Raw genomic sequence first — 23,928 nt, 5'->3', positions numbered from 1 at the left:
ATGTTCCCCCTTCATGAGCGACTATTCAGTACCTCAGCAATATGCATTACTTTTATTTCTTTTCCTAAACGCTCAATACGTCCGCCAATGTTTAACAAACACCCACAATCTGCACCGATTAAATAATCAGCGCCTGTTTCCATTGCACTATCTACCTTTTCATCTACCATTTGCTCAGAAATTGGAGTCATCTTCACTGAAAACGTTCCCCCAAACCCGCAACAATTTTGCACATTTGGTAACTCTCTCACAGTTAACCCTTTTACATTTGATAATAAAATTCCTGGTGCCTCTGTTACTCCAAGCATACGTGTCATATGACATGATTTATGAATAGTAGCAATCCCTGGTAAACTTGCACCAACATCAGTAACCTTTAAAACGTCTACAATAAATTGTGTAAATTCATATGTTTTATCAGCAACTTTTTGTGCACGTTTAGCCCACTTCGGATCATCTTTAAAAACATGCGGATACTCATGAAACATTGTCGCACAAGAACCAGATGGCGTAACGATATATTCTGCATCTTCAAAAGTTTCAATCATATGTTTCATCGCTTCTTTTGCAGCTTCTACATGGCCGCTATTATAAGCAGGCTGACCGCAACAAACTTGTGCTTCTGGAAATTCAATTTCACAACCTAAACGCTCCAACACCTCAACTGTTGCTTTGCCGACATTTGTTTCAAACATATCGACTAAACAAGTAACAAATAAAGTAACTTTCATAATTATTACTCCCCCTTTTTACAACTCCACCAACAAACATATGGTCATCAGATGACTAAGGAGAGAAGAAATAGGCTCAACCATGGCCTATCCTCTCCCTCTTCTAAAGAAAACGCTTACTTAATCTCTCTCTATTTTATCAGAAAATTAGATTTTTAAAAGATTAAATTAAGAATTTATATCGTTGCTACCTGTGACAATATGTTCCACATTTGTTAAATGATCTAGCATTGCTTGCTGCGCTAATTCTACATCTTGCTTTAACACTGCATCATATATAACTTGATGCTCTTCTATAAGTCGTTCTGATGTTGTTTGTTCACCATATAAAATAATGCGTCTTGATTCACCAATCGTTTCAGCAATCATCTCTGAAACATGATTCATGAGTTCAAGCAAAATGTTGTTATGCGAAGACTCCGCAATTCCCATATGGAACTGAAAATCTGCTTTTTCGCCAGCCTTTTCATCTCCAATGCTCTTTGCCATTTCATCTAACCAATGCTTCATATTTTGCAAATTATCTTCCGTACGTTTTGCCGCAGCTGCTCGAACTGCCCCCACTTCAAGCACCTTTCGTACTTCTAATAAATTCAAAATATCTTCTTTCTTCATCAATAATCTATTGTTTAATGATTTTGTTAATGAAGAAGAATCAAAATTCTTCACATATGTACCTTCTCCTTGTTTCATCTCAATTAAGCCCATCGCTCTTAGCGCACTTAGCGCTTCACGAACAGCAGATCTGCCAACTTGAAACTGCTCAGCTAATTGATGTACAGGAAGTAGTTTGTCACCAGGTTTTAACGTACCATTTTTAATCATTGTTAAAATAGCTTCAGATACTTCTTCGTAAATTTTTTTCGGTTTAATAGATTTGTACTCCAGTTAAATCACCTCAGTATCTTCCAAACAACAATTGAAACGATTTATAAGAACTTTGCATCATAACCATTTTAGAACGAATTGGTAAGAAGTACAAATGTTTTGTTCATAAAATCGTCAAAATTTCGATATTTATTACATATTAATTAATACTTTTACGTATAACTGTTTTCTAAAGAAGAGCATGCCCTAAAAATTAGAACATGCTCTCCTCATCCTGTACTTTCAATTTAATACTAACCGTCGTGCCGTTCCCTTTTTCACTTTCAATTCGCCACTGTCCTTCATGTATATGAACAATTTGTCTTACAATTGCCAGGCCTAAACCTGTTCCACCATGTTGACGACTTCTCGCTTTATCAACTCTGTAAAAACGTTCACCAAGGTTTTCTAAATGCTCCGTATCAATACCGATTCCTGTATCTTTTATGTTCAATTCACAATAATCATCTATCTGCCTAAGCGTTATCATAATATCCCCGTTTTGATTTGTATACCGTATCGCATTATCTAACACGTTATGAAGCACTTGTTGCATACGATCCTCATCAATCATTACAATGATTTCTGGATTTAAATTTGTTGAAATACGAATTTTCTTTTCTATAAACTTAATCTCATACGTATCTAACACATCTTCAATTAGTTGTGAAAAAACGATAGGTTGTTTCTTTAAAGGGAAATGTTCCCCTTCTAGTTGTGCTAAATCTAATAAATCATGAACGAGACGCTGCATACGATCTGCTTCTTTATGAATGAGCTGTGTTACTTTTTCCTGCTGCGGTCCCTTCGCTACACCATCTAAAATAGCCTCGCTATACCCTTTTATATAACTAAGCGGTGTTCTTAGTTCATGCGAAACGTTAGCTAAAAACTCCTTACGCTTTACGTCTTCTGTCTCTAAAGAATTTGCCATCTTATTAAATGCTTTTCCTAATCGTCCAATTTCATCTTCAGAAGAAATTGTAATTCGTTCTGAGAAATCTCCCGTAGCCAAATGATTGGCAACTCGTTCCATTTGCGAAAGTGGTTTCGTAATAGCAATAATAATTTTTCTACCAACCCATATTGTCAGTAAAGTTATAGCAAGTGCTAACGGTGCTAAAATAAGACCCATATCATATATTAAGTCTTTTATACTTTTTAAAGGAATATAAGAATATACAATACCAACTAATTTTTTATTTTCTAAAACAGGGATGACAACCCCCATAATATTACGGTCAAAATGTTCCTCGTATCCTATCTTTGTCACAGTTTTTCCATCTAATAATGCTTGCCTGTCCCCTTCACTTATAAGAGAATGATGGTGCACATCAAATGGTAAACATGCACTTAAATCACGTGGGTTCGATACGAAAAGAACGTCTGAACTAGATATTTGATCAAATGCTCTTACTTTCTCTTCAAAAATTGATATTCCTTCGCGCTTATCATATTGCGCAGCAAGACGCTTCCCTTCCATTACTAATGAATCTTTTAAATTATCAACGTATAGTTTTTCATACGAATATAAAGATACAAAATAAAGAAAGGAAACTGTTACAAATACTGCACATACTACTGTCAGCCAAAGCTTCTGTACCATCGTAAACATACGTTACACCTCAAATTTATAGCCTACACCCCAAACAGTTTGAATGTAGTTTCCACTTTCTCCAAGCTTCAAACGCATCGTTTTCACGTGCGTATCTACTGTTCTTGTACTTCCGGCATAATCATATCCCCATACCTTTTCCAGCAATTGTTCCCGGCTAAATACTTGTCCTGTATGTTGGCAAAGAAAATAGAGTAAATCAAACTCTTTTACTGTAAGAGAAATCGTCTCACCATCCACCTCAATCTTCCTACTTTTTTCATTAATAAGGATCGGGCCAAACTGAATCTCCTCTTGTTGCTCTTGCTTTGTATAACGCCTTAATACAGCTTCCATACGAGCAATTAATTCACCAGGACTAAATGGCTTTACAATATAATCATCTGCTCCCATACGTAAGCCGTTCACCCTATTCCACTCTTCACCTTTTGCTGTTAAAAATATTATTGGTACATCTGACGTTTTTCTAATTTCTTTACAAACTGAAAGTCCATCCATCTCTGGCATCATAATATCTAGTACAACGAAATCATAATGATTTGTCTCTAATTTTTTTAGAGCTTCTTTTCCATTTTCAGCTTCTTCCCACTCGTATCCGAAATTATCTAAGTACATTCCAACAAGTTGCCTCATATCACTTTCATCATCTACAACTAGCACCCTATATTTACTCATTGTCCTTCCCTTCTCTCTCTATGAGTTGAAACGGTCCTTTTCCGACTTTAATTGTTTGTTTTATTTTCAAATTCTTCATATCCATGACGCAAACTTCATCACTATCATAGCTTGCTACGTATCCTTCTGCTCCGCTCTTCAAAAATGCAAATGGGTTTGATCCTACTTCTACAGAAGCCACCTCTTTATACGTGCTAACATCAAACTTTCTAAGCGTATTCGAACCGTGACTTAATGCATATACGTACTTATGATCCTTCGTAATATTCACAGGCATAAACGGAGCGTGTAAAGAACGTACCATTTCTCCGCTCTGCAAAGAATACACTAATACTTTCTCATTTACCTGATTTCCATCACCATGTCCGCCAATCCATATTTCTTTCCCATCTGGACTAATTGTCGCCCCCGTTGACGCTGGTGGAATCATAAAGGTTTGTATCACTTCTTTTTTCTTTGTATCAATTGTCGTTAGCTTCGTATCATAAAAGTTTAATACAGATAACTGGTTATGGTACTCTACCATCGTTATTGGCCCTTTTCCGGTTGACACACTTCCTGTCTCTTTACCTTTTATCGTAAAGAACCTTACCTTTTGGGCATTTTGATCGGCAGCAAATAATTGTTTTTTATCTTCGGATACGATTACATTTACAATACCTTTTCCAGTTTTATATTTCTCCACTTGTCTTCCTTCGACTAGTGAATATACATACATGTACTCTAACTGCTTACCATATACAAGTATGTCTTCACCATTTGGAAGTAGTAGGGTTCCTGCCATCGGCTCGTTAAGTTCCCATGTCGTAATTAACTTTTTAGTTTGCTTATCGACAAAACTAATACTGCCTTCTTTTATATTCGTTGTTATAATAACACTTTTATCTTTAGCAATCGGTGTATACGAGCTTCCTTGACACCCTACTAATAGAAATACAAAACAGAGAAGAAAAACAGACTTTCTCAAAAGATTCCCTCCATCTTCGGATGATTTCGTTATAATTGTAAAATAACAAATAAATGTGTGGAAAGTGTGAAATTTCCCTTTCCTACTTCATTTACATATATAATGTACAACAAATAGAATTTGAGGTGTGCCAATTATGCTTTTTCCTGATTTAGCAAATAAAATTGTACGAGAAGTACGCAGACTAATTAAAGAAAATATTATTATCATTAATATACAAGGCGTTATTATCGCAAGTACAGATATAGAAAGAATCGGTCAATTTCATGAAGGCGCACTCCGCTGTGCGAAACAAAAGAAAACTGTCATTATTACAAAAGAAGATGAACGACGTTTGCATGGCGTAAAAGCGGGTATGAATCTCCCTTTACTATTCCATGACGAAGTAATTGGTGTCATTGGAATTACAGGCGAACCTGAAAACATTTCCCAATACGGAGAAATATTACGTAAAATGACCGAACTACTCATTCACGAAAACTACTTTTTAGAACAGCTAGAACTTGAACACCGTTCTTATGAAGCATTTGTCTTTGATTGGCTCCAAAATACAGACTGGTCTCCAAGCTTTCTCGATCGTGCCAAAACACTTGGTATTGATTTATATAAGAAGAAACAACTTATTTTGTTCTCTATCGATCAAAATGACACGATGCTTCAGCGTAAGATTTGGCAACACGTACGCAATCTATTAACAAAGGAGCATCTATTTGTTCGCTGGGGAAATGATCGATTCATTTTATTTACAGCCACGAACTCCAAAGAGCAAACATATCAATTTTTAAAACGATTAAAACAAGACTGTGAAACTTTGTTTTCTATTCCTTTATATATCGGGATTGGCCAATCCGTTACACCAAGCAATATGAACTTATCATACGAACAAGCATTACAAGCTCTTTCCGTATCACTTGAAACGAAAAACATTGTATTTAATGAAGATTTACGTTTAGAAATGTGCTTACAAGATATTTCTGCGGAAACGCGGGAACAATTTCTAAAGCGCACCATCGAAAACTTATTATCATCGCCTGAACTTATGCACACTTTACGTTTGTTTATTGATTATAACCAATCCTATAAACAAACAGCGGAGCAATTACATATACACATTAACACATTGCATTATAGACTTAAAAAAATTGAGGAGTATACAGGACTTGATCCGAAACAATTCAAGGACTTAAATATTTTATATTTCTCGCTCCTCTTATTAGATAATCAAACAAAAAAGAATGATAAAATAGATTAATCTTTAGATGATTATACATAGAAAGAATCCCCCGACTTTTTTATCATTATAATGAAAGCACTGTGACAACGTTTTTTATTATGACTCATTACGTTAACAGTTTGAGGGGGATTTCCAATGTTAGAAAAACAAATTATTGATTCATTCGTATCCATTGTTGGCGAAGATAATGTAGATACATCCAATATGGGGCGTTTAACGTATAGTTATGATGCCACTCCAAACTTCCAAGCAATGCCTGATGCAGTCATTGCTCCTCGTAATACAAATGAAGTAGCTGAAGTATTAAAAGTATGTAACACTCACAAAATCCCTGTATATGTTCGTGGGTCTGGAACAAATCTTTGCGCAGGGACATGTCCACTTGAAGGCGGTATCGTCCTTATCTTCCGCCATATGAATAACATTTTAGAAATTGATGAAGAAAATTTAACAATTACTGTACAAGCTGGTGTTATTACGCTTGATATTATTAAAGCAGTAGAAGAAAAAGGTTTATTTTATCCACCAGATCCAAGCTCAATGAAAATTTCTACAATTGGCGGTAACATTAATGAAAACTCGGGTGGATTACGTGGATTAAAATATGGCGTAACACGTGATTATGTGATGGGGCTTGAACTTGTCTTACCAAATGGTGATATGATTCGCACTGGTGGTAAATTAGCAAAAGATGTAGCTGGTTACGATTTAACTCGTTTATTTATCGGTTCTGAAGGAACACTTGGCGTCGTAACAGAAGCAATATTAAAACTTGTTCCTATGCCTGAAACGAAGAAAACGATGCTTGCACTATATGAAGATATTAATGAAGCTGCACGTGCTGTTTCTTCTATTATTGCAAATAAAATCATTCCAGCGACACTTGAGTTTTTAGACCAGCCGACAATTGAAGTAGTAGAAGAGTTTGCTCAAATCGGTTTACCAACTGACGTAAAAGCAATTTTATTAATTGAACAAGACGGTCCACCTGAAGTTGTTAATCGAGATATTGAAAAAATGGCTAACGTTTGTCGTTCCATGAATGCAGTTGATGTTCGCGTCGCAAAAGATGAAGCGGAAGCAGATGCGCTTCGAACAGCTCGCCGTAGTGCACTGTCAGCACTGGCAAGATTAAAACCTACTACAATATTAGAAGATGCAACGGTACCACGCTCACAGATTGCTCCGATGGTTGAAGCTATTAATGCCATTGCCAAAAAATATAATATTCCTATTTGTACGTTTGGCCATGCTGGCGATGGCAACCTACACCCAACTTGTATGACAGATGCTCGCAACGAAGAAGAAATGCACCGAGCTGAACAAGCTTTTGCTGAAATATTTGCGAAAGCAATTGAACTTGGTGGCACGATTACTGGTGAACATGGTGTTGGTGCGATGAAGGCTCCGTATTTAGAAATGAAGTTAGGTAAAGAAGGTATTGCTGCTATGCAAGGAATTAAACAAGCCTTCGATCCAAATAACATTATGAATCCAGGAAAGATGTTCGCGAAGGACACTCGTAAAAGAGTGGTGGTTGAGCGATGACAACATTAAATAAAGAAAACATTCAAAAGGAATTTAAAGAACGATTAAGTGAAGATGAACTACTAAACTGTATGCGATGCGGTTTCTGCTTACCAACTTGCCCTACTTACATTCAATCTGGATATAAAGAATCACATTCCCCGCGTGGACGTATCGCATTAATGAAAGCGGTCGTTGACGGCTTAATTGAGCCAGATGAAGATGTTGAAAACACATTAAATGTTTGCCTCGGCTGCCGTGCTTGTGAACCTGTTTGTCCATCTGGTGTGAATTATGGACATTTATTAGAAGAAGCTCGTGATATTATAAATCAAAACAAAAAGTTTTCAATGCCAGTGAGAGCTGTTCGTAAAGTCGTTTTTGAAGGACTTTTCCCGCATCAAAATCGAATGAGAACATTAACAGGATTAATCGGATTTTACCAACGTTCCGGTTTACAAACGCTAACACATAAAACAGGGATTATGAAGTTATTCCCTGAAACACTTGCAACAATGGATCTCGTTTTGCCTAAGGTCCCTAAAATGAAAGCAATGAAAGATCGCCCTGAATTTTTACCTGCTGAAAGTACGAAGAAGAAACAAGTTGCATTCTTCACAGGTTGTTTAATGGATACAATGTTTTTAGAAACAAATAACGCAACGATGAAACTGCTTCAGTTAGCTGGTTGTGATATCGTTATTCCGAAAACACAAAGTTGCTGCGGGGCATTACATGGACATGCTGGTGAGAAAAATGGGGCAAAGGAATTAGCAAAACGCAATATAAAAGCATTCGAAGATTTAAACATCGACTATATTATTACGAATGCTGGTGGTTGCGGAGCTTACCTCGTAGACTACGATTACTTGTTAAAAGATGATCCACAGTGGGCTGAACGTGCAAAGCAGTTCGTTTCTAAAATTAAAGATATTACTGCTATTCTAGTAGAACTAGATTTCCATAAACGTAATGACTTACGAGTCACGCCGCAAGTTATTACGTATCAAGACTCTTGTCACTTACGCAATGTTATGCGAACATCTTCAGAACCTCGTATGTTACTAGAAGCAATTCAAGGCGCAACATACCGCGAAATGAAAGATGCAGATCGCTGCTGTGGTTCTGCTGGTATTTATAACATTGTTCATTCAGAACTATCTATGGAATTTCTAGATTACAAAATGGACCGTGTGCATGAAACAGAAGCAGCAACCATTGTTACTGCAAATCCAGGTTGTTTATTACAAATGAAATTAGGCATTGAACGAGAAGGTCTTTCTCATAAAATGAGAGGAATTCACATCGTTGATTTATTATTAGAAGCAATTGAAACCAACTCGTAATAACTCGTAACATACGTAATAATAGGAAAACGGCTATCTCCTTCGTCTATGTAAAGAGATAGCCGCTTTTTTGTCCGCTACAACATTAAAAATATGTTACTTTATTATAAAAAAGAACAACAGAAACATTACAGTTTTGTAAAAATCAATCCAGTATATTCCTCAAAAAAACGCTCAAACCATTGATACAATAGGATTCTTCATTTTCAATATAGGTACATTTATCCAAAAAACGCGTCTTATAACCAAGTATAAAAATGCTGAAAATTCCTTTTATACTCTATGTTTCTCTTATTTTTCCCCTTTTCCCCTCTTAGGATAAATTAGGTAAATTTTAAGTCTATGAATTTTTTTCCATCTTTTTTCTCACAAAATCTATGCTACGATGAATTTGTCAGTCAGACAGACTGTCAAAAACAAATCGTGTGAAAACAAATTAAAACTTTATATAGGGGGACACACATCATGAAAAAGCGTGTTTTATTATCTGTAGCTGCTGCAACAGCTCTTACTTTAGGAGTATCTTCTCTAGATGCACAAGCTGCAACAGTACAACCATCTAACATAAAGGTTCAAAATATTCAGCATTCAAAAGTGATGATGAAGCAAATGAGCCAACAAGAATTACAAGCATTCTTACAATCTATGGGCGTTGAGTCATTAGCACAATGGCAACAAGGAAACTTCCAACCAAATTGCATTATTCCTGGTCAACAACCTACTGAAAATGTTGTAACTGAGCAACCGACAGCTAAGCCAGAAACTCAAAAGCCTGCTGAGCAAAAACCTGCCGAGCAAAAGCCTGCTGAAGAAGTTCAAAAACCAGAAGCTCAAAAGCCTGCTGAAAACAATAATACGCAAAAACCGGCTGAACAAAAACCAGCTGAGCAAAAGCCTGCTGAAGAAGCAAAATCTTTAAGCGAGTTCGAACAACGTGTTGTTGAATTAACAAACGCTGAGCGTGCAAAACAAGGTTTACCAGCTTTAAAAATCGACACTGAATTAAGCAAAGTAGCACGCATTAAATCTGAAGATATGCAAAAAAATAACTACTTTGATCATAACAGCCCTACATACGGGTCTCCGTTTGACATGATGAAGAAATTTGGTATTTCTTATACATCTGCAGGTGAAAACATCGCCCAAGGCCAACGTACACCTGAAGAAGTAGTACAAGCTTGGATGAACAGTGCTGGACACCGTGCAAACATCTTAAATAATGGATTCACTCACATCGGTGTTGGCTATGTAGAAAGCGGCAACTACTGGACACAACAATTTATTACGAAGTAAATAGATTAAAAGAGTCTTCTCATAATGAGAAGACTCTTTTTTACGTTTCATAACTTTCTATTATGTATGAGTATAAAGCGTAGAACATAAACAAAATAGAACCACCACTTATTACGCTAAGTAACACATAAAATCCCCATTTCAAGTTCAAAAACAATGAAAACAATATACTACATGCCATCACTTGAAAAATCCGTCTACTCACTAAACGGATCTTTTTTAATTTGATTGGGTCTTTTTCCGTACTCTGAACTTTTTTAAACGCCTTACTAAGCATAAAAAGAAACATACTAATCCCTATTGTTAGTCCTGTTTGAAAGGATATCATGCTTCCAAAATTAATAAAGAGAATGAGCATATGGATAAACAACATAAATAAAGTAATCGTCTTTAGAAATCCACTTATAATGACATGCTCGTCTTCATTAAACTTATATATATTATGTGAAATAATATACATCAATCCATGTAAGAAAATAATAAGACAAGGAATAAGTGCTATAACAACTTGTTTACTCATAAACTCGTTTGGCCGACCATTTACATCCCAATGTACCGCCAAATGCTCTTGTAAATATGGATAGAGACATAGAGTAACTAAGAGACAAGCGAAAAATATTCCTAGTATATATTTATATTTGATCAAGTGATTCTCACCCCTCTTTTCTCTTAACGGCTTCGCTTCTTTTAGAGAAATTCCTGCAAAAATCTACTTTTCTCAACTTTAAACTTACACTTTACGCATTCACTCTTTGAAATTCTTTCATTGTGTCATTTAATTTTGTAGGAAATGGTACATCCACTTCAATCTCTTCTTTCGTAATTGGATGTAAAAAGTTTATCTTCATCGCATGTAACGCTTGCCTAGACATATATTTCGTTCCTCCACCATATAAAACATCCCCAACTAACGGATTACCATTATAGCTCATATGAACACGAATTTGATGGGTTCTACCAGTTTCTAATTGTAACGTTACAAGCGTAACATTTTGTTTTCTAAAATACTTCTCTACTTTATAATAGGTAATTGCTTGATCTCCCTTTGGAGAAACACGTCGTCTCGTCGCATGATGGCGATCTCTTCCGATAGCCGCGTCAATCGTTCCTTGCTTTTTTTTCACTTTGCCTTCTACAAGAGCTGCATATGTTCTTTTAATTTTTCGTTCCATTAATAAACGATCCATAATTGCACCAGCAATTCTATGTTTGGCAAACACGACACCACCTGTCGTATCTTTATCTAACCGATGAATATGACGAACCTTCGTCTCTAAACCTTGCATTTGAAAATGAAAGGCAACAAGATTTGCAAGTGTTCCCATCCCGCCTTTTTCAGAAGGATGCGTATCCATCTTCTCAGGCTTATTTACAATGAGTACATGATCGTCTTCATATACTACATGTAATTCACCATATTCAGGCTCTACATCGTATTCTTCCTCCATAAACATATGAACTTGCAACTTATCGCCTTCTTTTAAAAGCTCATTCCATCTTCTTTGTTCTCCATTAACGGTAACACCTTTTTCCATACGAAGCTGATGTAACAACTTTTTCGGTATTTCCCATTCTATTTTTAATAACGACTCAATGCTTATACCATTCCATTTCGCTGGCACAGTCATTTCGCACCATTCGCCCTTCTTCTTCGTTTCCATACTGTATCACCTTATTTCTATTGATTCTCTCATTGTAACGGAAAATACAATTTGATGCACCGTCAAAAATAGAGGACAGTCTTATAATAGACTGCCCCTCATGCTCTACGCCTTCTCATTTCCTGCAACACTTCTTCCGCTTTTTGTTCATATGATAAATCTTTAAAGAAATCCGCCAACCTCTTATAATCGTTATACGTATCTAATAAGTCATCCATCTTTTCTACTTTCATCACTTGTTGTTTTTGCTTCATTTTTACCGGATAACGATAGCCCGATACTTCTTGTATTTTGTAATACTCATCCTCTACTTGAATGACCTTTACAAGTTCCTCTTCTTCCGCATCCATCGTATACCCATCAAAATCTCTAAGCAATTCATAAATAATATGAGTCCATTCATCTTTTGGATAAAATCCTTTTTCTAACCGATAACCGACAATGCGATACATATGCCCATCGTTTTCTGCAAACTGTACTGTATCATTTAGCTTAAATTTAAAATAACGAAACATTGCCTTCACCTACTTATATGTAATGTTCTTATCACATACTATTTGCAAAATGTAGGTCTTGCTATTCATAAAAAAATACTCATCTATAAGATGAGTATTTTTTACGATGATTTTTCTTTTTTCTTTCGAAATGGTAACCACCAGTTCCAGTCTCCAAACAATTTCATTAAACTTGGTACGAGCATAAGACGAATAATTGTTGCATCAAGAAATATCGCTAATGCAACGCCAAGCCCCATTTGTCGTACTGGTAAAATATCAGTAAAAGCAAACGCACCAGTTACAACAATCATAATTAAAGCGGCTGACGTAATAATTCTACTTGTTGAAACAAGTCCTTCTAACGTCGCCTGATCGTTATCCCCTGTTTCTTCATACAGTTCATGAATACGCGAAATAAGAAAGACTTCATAATCCATGCTAAGCCCAAAGACGAGGCCGAAAATGAAGATTGGTAAAACAAATAGAACTGGACTTGCTTCTAAACCAAAATGACCACCTTCGAATAACCAAACAACAATTCCAATTGTTGCGCTTAAACTAAGTATATTCATAATAATCGCCTTAATTGGAATGAGTATAGATCGAAATGCAAATAATAATATAACAAAAGTCGATCCAAATATAACAGACATACCAATTGCAACTTTATCTTTAATTTCATCTTCTAACTCTTGTTGGAACGTCGTCATTCCGCCTAGATAATATGTAACGTTCGTTTCTTTATAATTTTGTTTAAAATCACGCACCCACTGTTTCGCAATTTCTGTACGTGGTTTTGTATGTAAAAAGACTTCGATTGTTGTCTTATTTCCTTTCGTATACGATTCAAATACCGGAGCTATTTTAGCAGCTTCTGGCGACTGTAACATCCCCGCAACTTGCTCTGATTTCATTCCATTTAAACTGTCGTATAAACTTCTTACTTCATATACTTTCTTATCATCTTTTAACTTTTGAACGACTTCTTCTACCTTTTGTAAACTTTCTTTTTCTTTCATATCTTTTTTCGTCTCTACCACTAACGTAACATCAGCATGTGTTTTTGCAGTTTTATTAAATGCCTCTTCGTACTTCTCATATGCAATTCTTGTATCACTTTGTTTAGGTAAAGCTTCTACGTCAGGGAACTGTAAATTAGCTGTACGTAATGGTAATAAACAAATCACAATAAATGTTGTAACAACAATAATCATCGCAATTGGATGTTTCATTACAAATTGTGCAAATGTACGCCATGCCTTTGCCGGCGTATGTGCTACTTGATTCTTTTTTAATATTCGTTTACCAATTAATGATAATAACGCTGGAAGAAGTGTGAGCGAGAATACAATACTCATAATCACAACAATCATTCCACTAATTGCGACAGACTGAATATAATCGATTTTAAAGAAAAACAAACCGGATAGGCCAACGAATACACATAATCCTGAAAATACGATTGCCCGCCCTGCTGTCTGATATGTAATTGCTATTGCTTCTTTTACCGTTCGCTTTGCAACTTCCTCTCGAAAACGATTTACAAATAATAGCGCAAAATCAATAGATAACGCAAGTCCGATCATCGGTGCAACATTTAGCACAAAGATAGATAGTTCCTTATCACTACCTATAAAATATAATATGCCCATCGTACTAATAACACTAAGTGCCCCATTTACAATTGGTAAAATAGATGCCAAAAGGCTACCGAATGAAAATAGTAATACGAGAAATGCAATTGGTAACCCAATCATCTCTGCCACTTTTAAATCATTTTGCGTTCTTTCATTAATCTCTTTATTAATTTTCGGAAACCCTGTAGGTGTTACTTTTAATGCTGTATTACTTTCCTTTTCAATTTTATCAGCAAATTGTAATGTCTTTTCCATTCGTTCTTTATTGGTTTTCCCGGAAAATAAAATTGTCGCATAGCCGATATCATCTTGTAACATTTCTTTATTTTGCACTGGATGATGGAAAGATTCATATGTCTCTTTCTCTTGAACATTCTTTACAATTTCCTCTAACTGCTTTTTAAATTCCTCATGTGAAACACCTTTATTTTTTTCAAAAACGAGTAGGAGCGTATCTTGAGACCTCTTAAAATCTTTATCTAAAATTTCTTTCGTTTTTTGATAGTCCCCTTCTGTTTGGAAACCGTCACCACCTAATACTCCCGGTAGCTTTGGAGCGAAAATACCGAGCGCTATCGCAACCAATAGTAATGCTACTATTACTGTATAACGGAACTGATACAAAAAAGCTCCTAATTTTCCCCACTTATCTACTTTATGTACATTTGTTTTCACACATTTTCACCTACTTTACATCATTCAATTGTTACTTATAATGTATCACATCTTCATGCAAACAAAAAACGTCTGGAAACACTATAATGATAGTTTTTCCAGACGTCTTTTTATCTCTCTTTATTAAGTCCCAATCTCTCGGTAAGTAAACGATGGCAATAAATCGCCATAATTAACAAAATACCACCTACACAATAACCTGCTAAAATATCAGTTGGATAATGTACATTTAAAATGACTCTACTTAATCCAATCGATACGATTACTATTCCCATGAAAAGCGTTATTACATATTTTCCGATCACACTCTTCAAATTTGCCACAATGATATAAGTAAGAAATCCAAATGTCATAATAGATAACATTGCATGCCCACTAGGGAAACTATATCCAAGCGCATCCAACGTTTCATTTAACGACGGACGATCCCTTTTCATAATTTCTTTTATCCCTTTATTCACAAGATGTGTTGTTAAAATGCCCATTGGATATACAATCATCGCAGCATAATAACGTTTTCTCCAAAAAACAAGTAAACTTATAATAAGCACAGTTACAATCCCAATGGCAGAACCTAATTTTGTATAGTGTGAGAAAAATGTAAGCGAACTTTCTGTTTGTAACCCTTTTACTACCCCTCGGACATATGTATCCATCACTGTAACGCCGCCAGCATGTACTCGCCAAGCAACAATGCCAAATACAGCAAATAATAAACCGATACACATTACCTCATATTGATGCAACTTCTTCAAACGATTTCCTCCTACTATGAAAAAATGCGATTTCTACTGTAGAAACCGCATTTTCTTACTTATTTACCTTTTGTTTTTAACTCTGTCCAGTAACGGTCGTAGTCTTTTAGCTTATCGTCTACATCAACAAGCCATTCTGTACGATCTAATTCTTCTTTCGTTAAGAAGATCATGTGGTTATCACGATATTCTTTACTATGAAGAGGGTGAGCTTTTTCATTTGGATTACTGTATCCAATTGACTCGTAGTTTTTCACACTTACTTTTTCATCTAATAAGTAGTTCATAAACTTCTCTGCAAGCTCTTTGTTTTTTGCACCTTTTGGAATTGCTAACGTATCAGCCCAAATTGTGCCGCCTTCTTTTGGTACAACGTACTCTACATCTTTATTATCTTTTGCGATAAATGCTGCATCCCCAGACCAAACTGTTCCGATCCAAGCATCTTCTGTAATGAATTTTTGTTTAATATTATCTGTATCAAATGCTAATAAGTTTGGAAGTAGCTTCTGTAAATCAGTTGCTGCTGTCTTTAACTGTGCATCGTCTTTCGTGCTGTTTGAGAATCCATGCTTCTTAAGACCCATTCCTAACACTTCACGAGAATCATTTAATAAAGTTACATGCCCTTTATATTTCTCATTCCATAAGTCAGCCCAGCTTGTAGGTGCTTCCTTCACATACTTTTTATTGTATGCAATACCTGTTACGCCCCAAGTATATACTAAAGAATATTTATTCTCTGGATCAAACGCAGGTGTTTTGAAATTAGAAACCATGTTTTCGATATTTGGGATATTCTTTTTATCTAACGGCGCTAATAAATCCATTTTCGCCATCGTTTTAACCATATAATCCGACGGCTGAATTAAATCATACTTCGCGCCACCTGCTTGTAATTTCGCAAGCATTTCTTCATTACTTGCATACTTATCATAGTTAATTTTCACGTTATATTTCTTTTCAAAATCTCTTAGCACTTGCTCATCAAAATTGTCAGCCCAGCTATAAATGTTTAACTCTTCTTTTTTTTCACCACAACCAGCAAGTACACCAGCAACAAGGCTAAAGCTAATTGCTGCGCCGGCTAATCTTTTCATTAATTTCATCGGTTTTATTACCTCCTCGTACTTTCTATATCGTTCGTATTATAAAGGAAGGTGTCCTCCAGAGTTTTCTTCACCATCTGCACCTTTGTTACGGAAGATTTCAGATAGAACCATTAATCCTACGATAGCCACAATTAAAATTGTAGAAAGTGCATTAATTTCTGGTGATACTCCGCGCTTAACCATACTGTAAATGTATAATGGCAATGTTGTTGATCCTGGTCCTGATACGAAGAAACTAATTACAAAATCATCAATTGATAATGTGAATGTTAATAATGCAGCCGAAATAACTCCAGGTGCAATCGCTGGGAACGTTACAAAACGAAACGTTTGCCACGGCGTTGCTCCTAAATCATTCGCAGCCTCTTCTAAATCACGTCCCATACCAGAAAGACGTGCTGCTAAAATAACGACAACAAATGAAATACTAAATGTAATGTGTGCAATAATAATTGTTGTTTTACCAAGTTCCATACCTAATTGACTAAATAAAATAAGTAAAGATAATCCCATTAAAATATCAGGAATTAAAATTGGTAAATACACAAGACCATTAATAGCACCTTCATAACGATATTTATAACGATGTAATGCAATTGCGAAAATCACACCAAGAACAGTCGTTACAATCGTCGTTACGACCGCAATCGTCATACTATTTACAAACGCATCAATAACATCTTGTTTTTGAAATAAATCTGTATACCAATGGAATGTGAATCCTTCCCATTCCGCATTAATGCGAGAATCATTGAAGGAATACACCATTAAAACCATCATTGGAAAATACAAGAACAATAAAATTAACCAAGAATAAGAAACTAAAAACTTCTTCATCTTTGCCTATTCCCCTCCGTTCCCATCATATTTATATACTTTCGTTGCACGATAATATAAGTAAATTAACAGAACAGAGAATAGAACAACAATCATAGATAACGCAGATCCAAACGGCCAATCACGCGCTCCTAAGAATTGATTTTGAATTACGTTTCCGATTAATGCTACTTTCGATCCACCCATAACGTCTGATACAACAAACATTCCGATAGAAGAAACAAACACTAAAATAGAACCGGTAGCAATCCCTGACATCGTCATTGGTACTGTAACATTCCAAAATGCTTTTACTGGTGTTGCTCCTAAATCATAAGCTGCTTCTAGCTTACGCTTATCAAGCTGCTCAATCGCTGCATACACTGGTAAAATCATAAATGGTAATAAAGAATATACCATCCCAAGTATTACAGAAGGTGTATTATATAATAAATTTAAAGGCTCACTAATAATACCTAGCTTCAATAGCAATGTGTTTACAAGACCTTGTGAACGTAAAATAACAATCCATGCGTAAGAACGAACAAGGAAGTTAATCCAAAACGGGATCGTTGCCAATAATAAAAGAATGGAACGATATTTACGATCAACAATTGTAATTGTATATGCAAATGGATAACCGATCAGTAAACATATTACTGTCGTGATAACCGCAATTTTCACTGTTTCCCATAACGTCCCCATATATAATGGGTCAAATACACGTGCTATGTTCTCTAATGTAAATTGCATTTCCACTGTCCCATATGCTCCGCGCTGCATGAAGGCAAATGCCAATACAAACAGAAGGGGAATTAGGAAGAATATTAACAGCCACGCGACTGTAGGTAGTGCGAGTAATTTCCCTTTTTTCAATTTAAGGTCACCTCGTCCTCTTGCTCCCAGCCTACGTATACATTATCTCCAATGCTCCACTGCGCTGCTTCTTCAGCAGTTTGATATGCCATTAGTAATTCTGATGTTTTCTCATCACGTACATAAAGCTTTTCCATATTTCCAACAAACTCAATGTCTTCAATATGTCCAAGGTGGTATTCTTTTAAAATCTGCTCTTCAACCGAACGCACTTTTACATTTTCAGGGCGAATTGCTACATAGCCTTCCCCGTTTTTCACAATATTATTTTCACCGATAAATGTCGCAACGAACAACGTTTTCGGCTTATTATAAATTTCTTTCGGCGTTCCAATTTGTTCAATATGGCCTTTATTCATAACAACGATACGATCACTCATGCTCATCGCTTCTTCTTGGTCGTGCGTTACGTATATGAACGTAATTCCTAAATTACGTTGTAAGTTTTTCAATTCACGTTGCAAGTCTTTTCTTAACTTAAAGTCTAATGCTCCAAGTGGCTCGTCTAGTAATAATACACGCGGGTTATTTACAATCGCTCTCGCAATTGCTACACGCTGCTGCTGTCCACCAGAAAGCTTTGCAGGTTTACGATTACGGAACTCAAGTAACTGCGTTAAACGCATTGCCTCTTCAGCACGCTCTTTTTGCTCTGCTGCCGGTACTTTCTGCATTTTCATACCGAAACAAATATTTTTCTCCACATTCATATGTGGGAATAACGCATAGTGTTGAAACACTAAGTTCATATGACGCTTATATGGTGGCAAATCGTTAATCTTTTCATCATCTAACAAAAGATTCCCTTTAGTTGGTGTTTCAAACCCTGCGATCATACGAAGTAACGTCGTTTTCCCGCAACCACTCGGCCCTAAAATCGTTAAAAATTCCCCTTCTTTAATATCTAAAGAAAGCGGTGGGATAATCACTTGATTTCCAAAATGTTTTTCTACTGCTTCAACTTTAATAATCTTTTTCATTTTCCCGTCCTATCTACCTCAAATTTAAATTTTTATATTCATGAATACATATTTATGTTCTATAGACTATTTTTTGTTTCGATCCAAACAAAAATGGTTATTTAGCAAGCGTTCACTTCTATTCTTTATGTAGTATGTTTGATTCATTTTCGCATGATACATAATGTCGAACAGAAAAACCCCTTCCATTGCGAAGGGGCTTTTATCATACGGCTACGCCTACTGATAAACACCATCATCATTTTAACAACTTTCGTATGAATTTTAAAGCACTTTTTGTAGAAGAGTAGCGAATTTTCATATCGAATGCCGTAGATTGGGCTAAAATGCTTTTATAATGTGAAAAAGTCCGAAAACTTTCTTCCCCATGATAACTCCCTAATCCACTACTTCCGACGCCACCAAAAGGTAAATATGGCGTTGCAAGATGATAGACGACATCATTAATACAGCCTCCGCCATATGAAATATTACTCGTCACTTTCTTTTGTACCTCTTTATCTTCAGAAAATACATATAACGCTAACGGCTTCGGATGTTGCTGGATTGTGCCAATTACATCTTCTATATTGTCATACTCTATGATTGGTAAAATCGGACCAAAAATTTCATCTTCCATAACGGAACTTTTCCATGTAACATTAGTTAACACTGTTGGTTCTATATGTAAAGTCTCTTTTTTATGGTTCCCGCCAATTACAGTTTTACCATCTTTCAAAAACGTACATAAACGTTCAAAATGACGCTCACTCACAATTCTTACATAATTATCATTGTGCAGTGGCTCTTTTCCATACTGCTCCTCAATTTCATGTCGCAACGCTTCAATTAACTGTTCTTTCACGGAAGCATGCACATACATATAATCAGGCGCTACACACGTTTGCCCTGCATTTAAAAACTTTCCCCACACAATCCTTCTTGCCGTTACATCTACTTTCGCATCTTTATGTACAATACATGGACTTTTCCCGCCAAGTTCTAACGTAAGCGGCGTCAACTGTTTTGCTGCTGCTTCCATGACAACTTTCCCAACGCCCACACTACCTGTGAAGAAAATATAATCAAATGGTTCTTTCAGCAAAGCTGTACTCTCTTCAACGCCGCCTTCTACTACCGCTACAAGCTCTTCTTGGAATAAATCCTCTAACATCCTTGTAATCACTTTGGAAACGTTTGGCGTTAACTCCGACGGTTTTAAAACGATTGTATTTCCAGCTGCTAGAGCTCCTACAAGCGGTGCAATTGCTAATTGAAACGGATAGTTCCACGGTGCAATAATAAGTGTCACACCGTACGGTTCAGGCACTACTTTCCCCTTTGATCCAAAATGAGTGAGTGCTGTTCGAACACGCTTCGGTTTACTCCACGATGAAATATGCTTCAATTGAAAAGAGATTTCTTTTAATACATATCCCACTTCCGTTGTAAATGACTCATGAACTGACTTATTTAAATCTAATTTTAACGCCTGAAATATTTCTTCTTCAAAACGCTGAATGCCTTCATAAAGCTTCTTCAAATTATTCTTTCTCACTTCTACACTTCTCGTATGGCCATTATAAAAATATTCCTTTTGTTTATTTACAATAGAAGAAACACTCATTCATTCACCTTCTCCCACTATTTTTATCCAATTCTTTCATTATTTATATAGACTTCATATATAATAAATTTCTATTCGTAAAGTTACATTATATATAATTTCTTTTTGTATATAAAATTCATTGCTCACAAAAAAACTACCGAAAGAAAACCTCTCGGTAGTTTTACTGTATTAACGATATAAACGAACAGCACCTGCAGAATTATCATCAGCTTGTCCTACTACTTCAAACTTCAGGCCAAGGTTCGGTAAAATACGTCCTGCATCTGGAATCTGTTGATTAATATACGTTTTTGAATCATCAAACTTCGGTACACCCGCTAAGCCATCATACGTAAATGTTCCACGCGTTGGAGATACAACTTTCCAAGCTGGTGTTTTGTCGAATGAGAACGCCGCATCAGCAATTTGGAATCGTGTACTACTCTTAACTGTCGGTTTACCATTTAAAGTTCCTACAATTGCTTCTGGATGAGAATCTACTACACCAAGGAAACCGTGTCCTGGATGTACGCCAACCCAGTTATCTGTGTAAGCTGAGTCCGCATACCATACAACCATACCAGTGTTAAATACTGGACCACGAGCAAATTTCAATGCGTTATCTGCACCAGCATAGTTTCTCCACTCTACATAATAGTTATGTTTTTTCTTCTCAGTTCCGTTAGATACAACAAAACCATCTAACTTTAATTGTGGTGTCCCTTCTGCATCATCAGAGAATACTACTTTACCATCTACTGTTAATGAAGCATTATCAAGAGCAAATCCATTTAATGCTAAACCACCATCAGTAATGTAATCAAATGTTAATTTTACTTTCTTACCTTTGAATTGGCTTAAGTCATATGATTTGTCAATCCATTTTCCATTTGTCGAATCTGCATTTCCACTATTAGCTTTCTCACCAAGTCTTTCAATTAACGTTTGTTTACCATCTTCTGTTACAGCATGTACTTCAAGGAAGTCATACTCTGCTTCAATTTCATATAATGATTTGAAATCAAATTTTGCAGTAGTTGCATTCGTTAAATCGAACAGTGGTGTTTCCATCTTCGTATGAAGATCGTCACCTTTTGTGCTGTAGTAATACTGTTTACCAAATGCTGGGGCAATTGTTTTTACATCTTTATCAGGTAAGTTTACACGAATCATACCTGGACGGTTAGATTTCGTAACACTTTGGTCTAAATATGTTGCTAGACCAATACCTTTATTTAATTTCTCGTAATCTACTTCTACGATATTTGCCCAGTTACCACCGATTGTTTTTTGGAAAAACTCTTTATTTTGCGGTGAGAAACTTGTTGGCGTTGTTCCTGCAATTTTACCAGCCCAGCTACCGCCACTCATAATAGACCAAGATTCAATCGGCTCACCTTGACCGCTATATTGTGTATCATACTCATCTGGAAGACCTAAATCATGACCGTATTCATGTGCGAATACACCAACTGCGCCATCTTCTGGCTCAATTGTGTAGTCAAATGCAGCCATCTTTCCTCCCCAATACGGAACTTTCGCTTGTGTGCCTTCGATTGGGAATGGTTTCGGTCCAACAGTCCAGCGATGTGACCAAATTGCATCATCACCTAATTTACCACCGCCTGCTTCTTGTCCAACACCTGCATGAATAATCATTAAGTGATCGATTAAACCGTCGGGTTGATTTTGATTTCCATCGCCATTTACATCGTATTGATCGAATTGGTCGAACTCTGATAAATCAATACCGCTATCTACAGCTGCTTTTAATGCATCTTTTACTAAATCACGTGGTCCTTTTGGTCCTTTATTATCATGACCGCCGCTTGCAGCATCCGCACCGTAATCAGCAGCTTTCCCAGGAACTGTTAACCATTTTGTAACTGTTCCGTCTACTGTATAACTACCGCCAGATTGCTCTTCATAATATTGTTTAAACGTTTCGATTTTACTTCCGTCATCTAATGTGAATGGCTCATTACCGAATAACATTTTTTCATAATGTTCTTTGTTAAAGTCTTCCGAATACATATAACCAGGTTCTTTATCGATATTGTTATGTTTAAAGTCAGCGTACTCTACAAGTAAAACGAGTACTTTATCTTTACGAACATCACCGTTATACGCTTTTTGCTTTGCCGGAGATGTTGGTACTTTACCATTTAGACCACCTTTAACTGGTCCTGTCGCTGCTGGTGTGCCTGTTGCTGGTTTGTCTAACTTTTCTTTCGTATCTGCTTTTGCATCTTTCACTTTCTTTAAAAAGTCCGATGCTTCTTTCGTAAGTGGGTCCCCATTTGATACTTCTTTCCCAGGATTTTCACCCTTTTTGTTCTCTACGTATTTTTCGACAGCTTTCTTTGTTTCTGTCTCTGAAGCCTTCGAATCAATTACCCCACGTTTTTTTAGAGCATCTGCTAAACGTTCTTCCGGAATTAAATGATCATCAACTGGGCTCGTAGCTGTCTTATTAACAGGCGTTTCAGCATATGCAGACTGACCACCTGCTCCGAATGAAAGACCTAATACAGCTGTCAAAGCGATCGATGATAAAACTTTGAACGGTTTCTTGTTCATCCCTTATTTCCTCCCCTAATAAATAATATGTATTACAAATTGAATTTTATTAAAAATTCAATATTTTTTCAATATTTAGTCATATTATGTAATGTTTTTAATATATTTGTAAAAATTTCATAGTTAGCATACGAATATATCACAATTCAACAATGTTTTCTGAAAATATTGAAAATATTTGTCAGAAACTTTATAATCGCCATAGAGGGAATTTAATGGGGATTTTATCTTTGTTTTATCTACAAAATATTTGATAATTCACTACATAAAAATACAAAATCTGATTGTATTATCACGTATTCTGTAGCAGCAGTTATGACCGATAATTAGGGAGGAATTACATTTGTACAAAGATAAGACTGACACATTGGATCAAGAATGGATTGATTTAATACTTGAAGCTCTAGACGCTGGTATCGCCTTGCAAGATATCGAACATTTTTTCCAACGTATGAGACCATCAAGCCAGGCTCAATAGGTTTGTTCTTTTTAGCGA

General features: G+C 36.1%; 21 protein-coding genes. 5 read left to right on the top strand and 16 right to left on the bottom strand.

The features are described 5' to 3' along the window. Window positions 1-11 precede the first annotated feature (11 nt). The 5 genes from ACTFR9_RS23820 to ACTFR9_RS23800 all read right to left on the bottom strand — a co-directional run bounded on the left by ACTFR9_RS23820 (window position 12) and on the right by ACTFR9_RS23800 (window position 4,855). Complete coding sequence (locus tag ACTFR9_RS23820) at window positions 12-731, bottom strand: (Fe-S)-binding protein (protein ID WP_000869149.1); 720 nt, start codon at window positions 729-731, stop codon at window positions 12-14. Between the two features lie 168 nt (window positions 732-899). After that, window positions 900-1,589 carry a FadR/GntR family transcriptional regulator gene (locus ACTFR9_RS23815; protein ID WP_255256540.1) on the bottom strand — a complete coding sequence of 230 codons (690 nt, stop codon included), beginning with the start codon at window positions 1,587-1,589 and terminating at the stop codon, window positions 900-902. 223 nt (window positions 1,590-1,812) lie between these two features. Beyond that, window positions 1,813-3,213: a sensor histidine kinase gene (locus tag ACTFR9_RS23810; RefSeq protein WP_048557209.1), complete on the bottom strand. Its 1,401-nt coding sequence runs from the start codon at window positions 3,211-3,213 to the stop codon at window positions 1,813-1,815. Window positions 3,214-3,216: 3 nt separating this feature from the next. Beyond that, window positions 3,217-3,888, bottom strand: a complete 672-nt coding sequence (locus ACTFR9_RS23805; protein WP_000049874.1) for a response regulator transcription factor — start codon at window positions 3,886-3,888, stop codon at window positions 3,217-3,219. Continuing rightward, complete coding sequence (locus tag ACTFR9_RS23800; RefSeq protein WP_001232401.1) at window positions 3,881-4,855, bottom strand: YncE family protein; 975 nt, start codon at window positions 4,853-4,855, stop codon at window positions 3,881-3,883. Before ACTFR9_RS23800 ends, ACTFR9_RS23805 begins: the two co-directional genes overlap by 8 nt. Before the next feature lie 136 nt (window positions 4,856-4,991). Between ACTFR9_RS23800 and ACTFR9_RS23795 the strand changes: the two genes are divergently transcribed. The 4 genes from ACTFR9_RS23795 to ACTFR9_RS23780 all read left to right on the top strand — a co-directional run bounded on the left by ACTFR9_RS23795 (window position 4,992) and on the right by ACTFR9_RS23780 (window position 10,255). Next, entirely contained in the window at window positions 4,992-6,107 is a 1,116-nt protein-coding gene (locus ACTFR9_RS23795) for a CdaR family transcriptional regulator (protein WP_000898624.1), read from the top strand. 117 nt (window positions 6,108-6,224) lie between these two features. Then, complete coding sequence (glcD, locus tag ACTFR9_RS23790; RefSeq protein ID WP_000890742.1) at window positions 6,225-7,637, top strand: glycolate oxidase subunit GlcD; 1,413 nt, start codon at window positions 6,225-6,227, stop codon at window positions 7,635-7,637. Then, on the top strand, window positions 7,634-8,962 hold the full coding sequence (locus ACTFR9_RS23785; RefSeq protein ID WP_000209638.1) for a (Fe-S)-binding protein: 1,329 nt from the start codon (window positions 7,634-7,636) through the stop codon (window positions 8,960-8,962). Before glcD ends, ACTFR9_RS23785 begins: the two co-directional genes overlap by 4 nt. 465 nt (window positions 8,963-9,427) lie before the next feature. Beyond that, a complete protein-coding gene (locus ACTFR9_RS23780) occupies window positions 9,428-10,255 on the top strand; it encodes a CAP domain-containing protein (protein ID WP_000747582.1) in 828 nt (275 codons plus the stop codon). A gap of 40 nt (window positions 10,256-10,295) precedes the next feature. Here ACTFR9_RS23780 and ACTFR9_RS23775 read toward each other — a convergent pair whose 3' ends face one another. The 11 genes from ACTFR9_RS23775 to inhA1 all read right to left on the bottom strand — a co-directional run bounded on the left by ACTFR9_RS23775 (window position 10,296) and on the right by inhA1 (window position 23,432). Further along, window positions 10,296-10,901, bottom strand: a complete 606-nt coding sequence (locus ACTFR9_RS23775) for a DUF1648 domain-containing protein (protein ID WP_000598992.1) — start codon at window positions 10,899-10,901, stop codon at window positions 10,296-10,298. Between the two features lie 91 nt (window positions 10,902-10,992). After that, on the bottom strand, window positions 10,993-11,916 hold the full coding sequence (locus ACTFR9_RS23770; protein ID WP_000448363.1) for an RluA family pseudouridine synthase: 924 nt from the start codon (window positions 11,914-11,916) through the stop codon (window positions 10,993-10,995). A gap of 98 nt (window positions 11,917-12,014) precedes the next feature. Then, window positions 12,015-12,431 carry a hypothetical protein gene (locus ACTFR9_RS23765; protein ID WP_000490297.1) on the bottom strand — a complete coding sequence of 139 codons (417 nt, stop codon included), beginning with the start codon at window positions 12,429-12,431 and terminating at the stop codon, window positions 12,015-12,017. 101 nt (window positions 12,432-12,532) lie between these two features. Further along, entirely contained in the window at window positions 12,533-14,725 is a 2,193-nt protein-coding gene (locus ACTFR9_RS23760) for an MMPL family transporter (RefSeq protein WP_061185641.1), read from the bottom strand. Window positions 14,726-14,835: 110 nt separating this feature from the next. Then, a complete protein-coding gene (locus ACTFR9_RS23755) occupies window positions 14,836-15,453 on the bottom strand; it encodes a phosphatase PAP2 family protein (RefSeq protein ID WP_001996991.1) in 618 nt (205 codons plus the stop codon). Between the two features lie 86 nt (window positions 15,454-15,539). Further along, window positions 15,540-16,589, bottom strand: coding sequence for a spermidine/putrescine ABC transporter substrate-binding protein PotD (gene potD / locus ACTFR9_RS23750; RefSeq protein WP_000772498.1), 1,050 nt, complete (start codon window positions 16,587-16,589; stop codon window positions 15,540-15,542). Window positions 16,590-16,628: 39 nt separating this feature from the next. Beyond that, window positions 16,629-17,429, bottom strand: coding sequence for a spermidine/putrescine ABC transporter permease PotC (potC, locus tag ACTFR9_RS23745; protein ID WP_000714204.1), 801 nt, complete (start codon window positions 17,427-17,429; stop codon window positions 16,629-16,631). Window positions 17,430-17,435: 6 nt separating this feature from the next. Beyond that, window positions 17,436-18,284 carry a spermidine/putrescine ABC transporter permease PotB gene (gene potB, locus ACTFR9_RS23740; RefSeq protein WP_000715494.1) on the bottom strand — a complete coding sequence of 283 codons (849 nt, stop codon included), beginning with the start codon at window positions 18,282-18,284 and terminating at the stop codon, window positions 17,436-17,438. Further along, the gene (gene potA / locus ACTFR9_RS23735) at window positions 18,281-19,264 is read right to left on the bottom strand and encodes a spermidine/putrescine ABC transporter ATP-binding protein PotA (RefSeq protein WP_000720320.1); all 984 of its coding nucleotides are present in this window, start codon (window positions 19,262-19,264) and stop codon (window positions 18,281-18,283) included. Before potA ends, potB begins: the two co-directional genes overlap by 4 nt. A gap of 238 nt (window positions 19,265-19,502) precedes the next feature. Continuing rightward, window positions 19,503-20,870 (bottom strand): aldehyde dehydrogenase, encoded by a 1,368-nt coding sequence (locus ACTFR9_RS23730; protein ID WP_000116809.1) that lies wholly within the window; start codon window positions 20,868-20,870, stop codon window positions 19,503-19,505. Between the two features lie 171 nt (window positions 20,871-21,041). Next, entirely contained in the window at window positions 21,042-23,432 is a 2,391-nt protein-coding gene (inhA1, locus tag ACTFR9_RS23725) for a M6 family metalloprotease immune inhibitor InhA1 (protein ID WP_001035920.1), read from the bottom strand. 343 nt (window positions 23,433-23,775) lie between these two features. Here inhA1 and ACTFR9_RS23720 point away from each other — a divergent pair, with 343 nt between their 5' ends. Beyond that, entirely contained in the window at window positions 23,776-23,910 is a 135-nt protein-coding gene (locus tag ACTFR9_RS23720; RefSeq protein WP_000276223.1) for an anti-repressor SinI family protein, read from the top strand. Window positions 23,911-23,928 lie beyond the last annotated feature (18 nt).

It is taken from the genome of Bacillus cereus group sp. MYBK222-1 (assembly GCF_051916425.1).
In the GTDB taxonomy this organism is placed as follows: Bacteria; Bacillota; Bacilli; order Bacillales; family Bacillaceae_G; genus Bacillus_A; species Bacillus_A paranthracis.
Note: the sequence above shows the minus strand (reverse complement) of the source record. Positions and strands in the feature narration are given on the sequence as shown.

Excerpts from the sequence above, each read along its gene's own strand:
- ACTFR9_RS23795 (WP_000898624.1), top strand. The coding sequence starts at position 4,992 with ATGCTTTTTCCTGATTTAGCAAATAAAATTGTACGAGAAGTACGCAGA.
- ACTFR9_RS23785 (WP_000209638.1), top strand. The coding sequence starts at position 7,634 with ATGACAACATTAAATAAAGAAAACATTCAAAAGGAATTTAAAGAACGA.
- glcD (WP_000890742.1), top strand. The coding sequence starts at position 6,225 with ATGTTAGAAAAACAAATTATTGATTCATTCGTATCCATTGTTGGCGAA.
- ACTFR9_RS23810 (WP_048557209.1), bottom strand. The coding sequence starts at position 3,213 with ATGTTTACGATGGTACAGAAGCTTTGGCTGACAGTAGTATGTGCAGTA.
- ACTFR9_RS23755 (WP_001996991.1), bottom strand. The coding sequence starts at position 15,453 with ATGTGTATCGGTTTATTATTTGCTGTATTTGGCATTGTTGCTTGGCGA.
- inhA1 (WP_001035920.1), bottom strand. The coding sequence starts at position 23,432 with ATGAACAAGAAACCGTTCAAAGTTTTATCATCGATCGCTTTGACAGCT.
- potC (WP_000714204.1), bottom strand. The coding sequence starts at position 17,429 with ATGAAGAAGTTTTTAGTTTCTTATTCTTGGTTAATTTTATTGTTCTTG.
- ACTFR9_RS23730 (WP_000116809.1), bottom strand. The coding sequence starts at position 20,870 with ATGAGTGTTTCTTCTATTGTAAATAAACAAAAGGAATATTTTTATAAT.
- ACTFR9_RS23805 (WP_000049874.1), bottom strand. The coding sequence starts at position 3,888 with ATGAGTAAATATAGGGTGCTAGTTGTAGATGATGAAAGTGATATGAGG.
- ACTFR9_RS23770 (WP_000448363.1), bottom strand. The coding sequence starts at position 11,916 with ATGGAAACGAAGAAGAAGGGCGAATGGTGCGAAATGACTGTGCCAGCG.
- ACTFR9_RS23820 (WP_000869149.1), bottom strand. The coding sequence starts at position 731 with ATGAAAGTTACTTTATTTGTTACTTGTTTAGTCGATATGTTTGAAACA.
- ACTFR9_RS23780 (WP_000747582.1), top strand. The coding sequence starts at position 9,428 with ATGAAAAAGCGTGTTTTATTATCTGTAGCTGCTGCAACAGCTCTTACT.
- potD (WP_000772498.1), bottom strand. The coding sequence starts at position 16,589 with ATGAAATTAATGAAAAGATTAGCCGGCGCAGCAATTAGCTTTAGCCTT.
- potA (WP_000720320.1), bottom strand. The coding sequence starts at position 19,264 with ATGAAAAAGATTATTAAAGTTGAAGCAGTAGAAAAACATTTTGGAAAT.
- ACTFR9_RS23765 (WP_000490297.1), bottom strand. The coding sequence starts at position 12,431 with ATGTTTCGTTATTTTAAATTTAAGCTAAATGATACAGTACAGTTTGCA.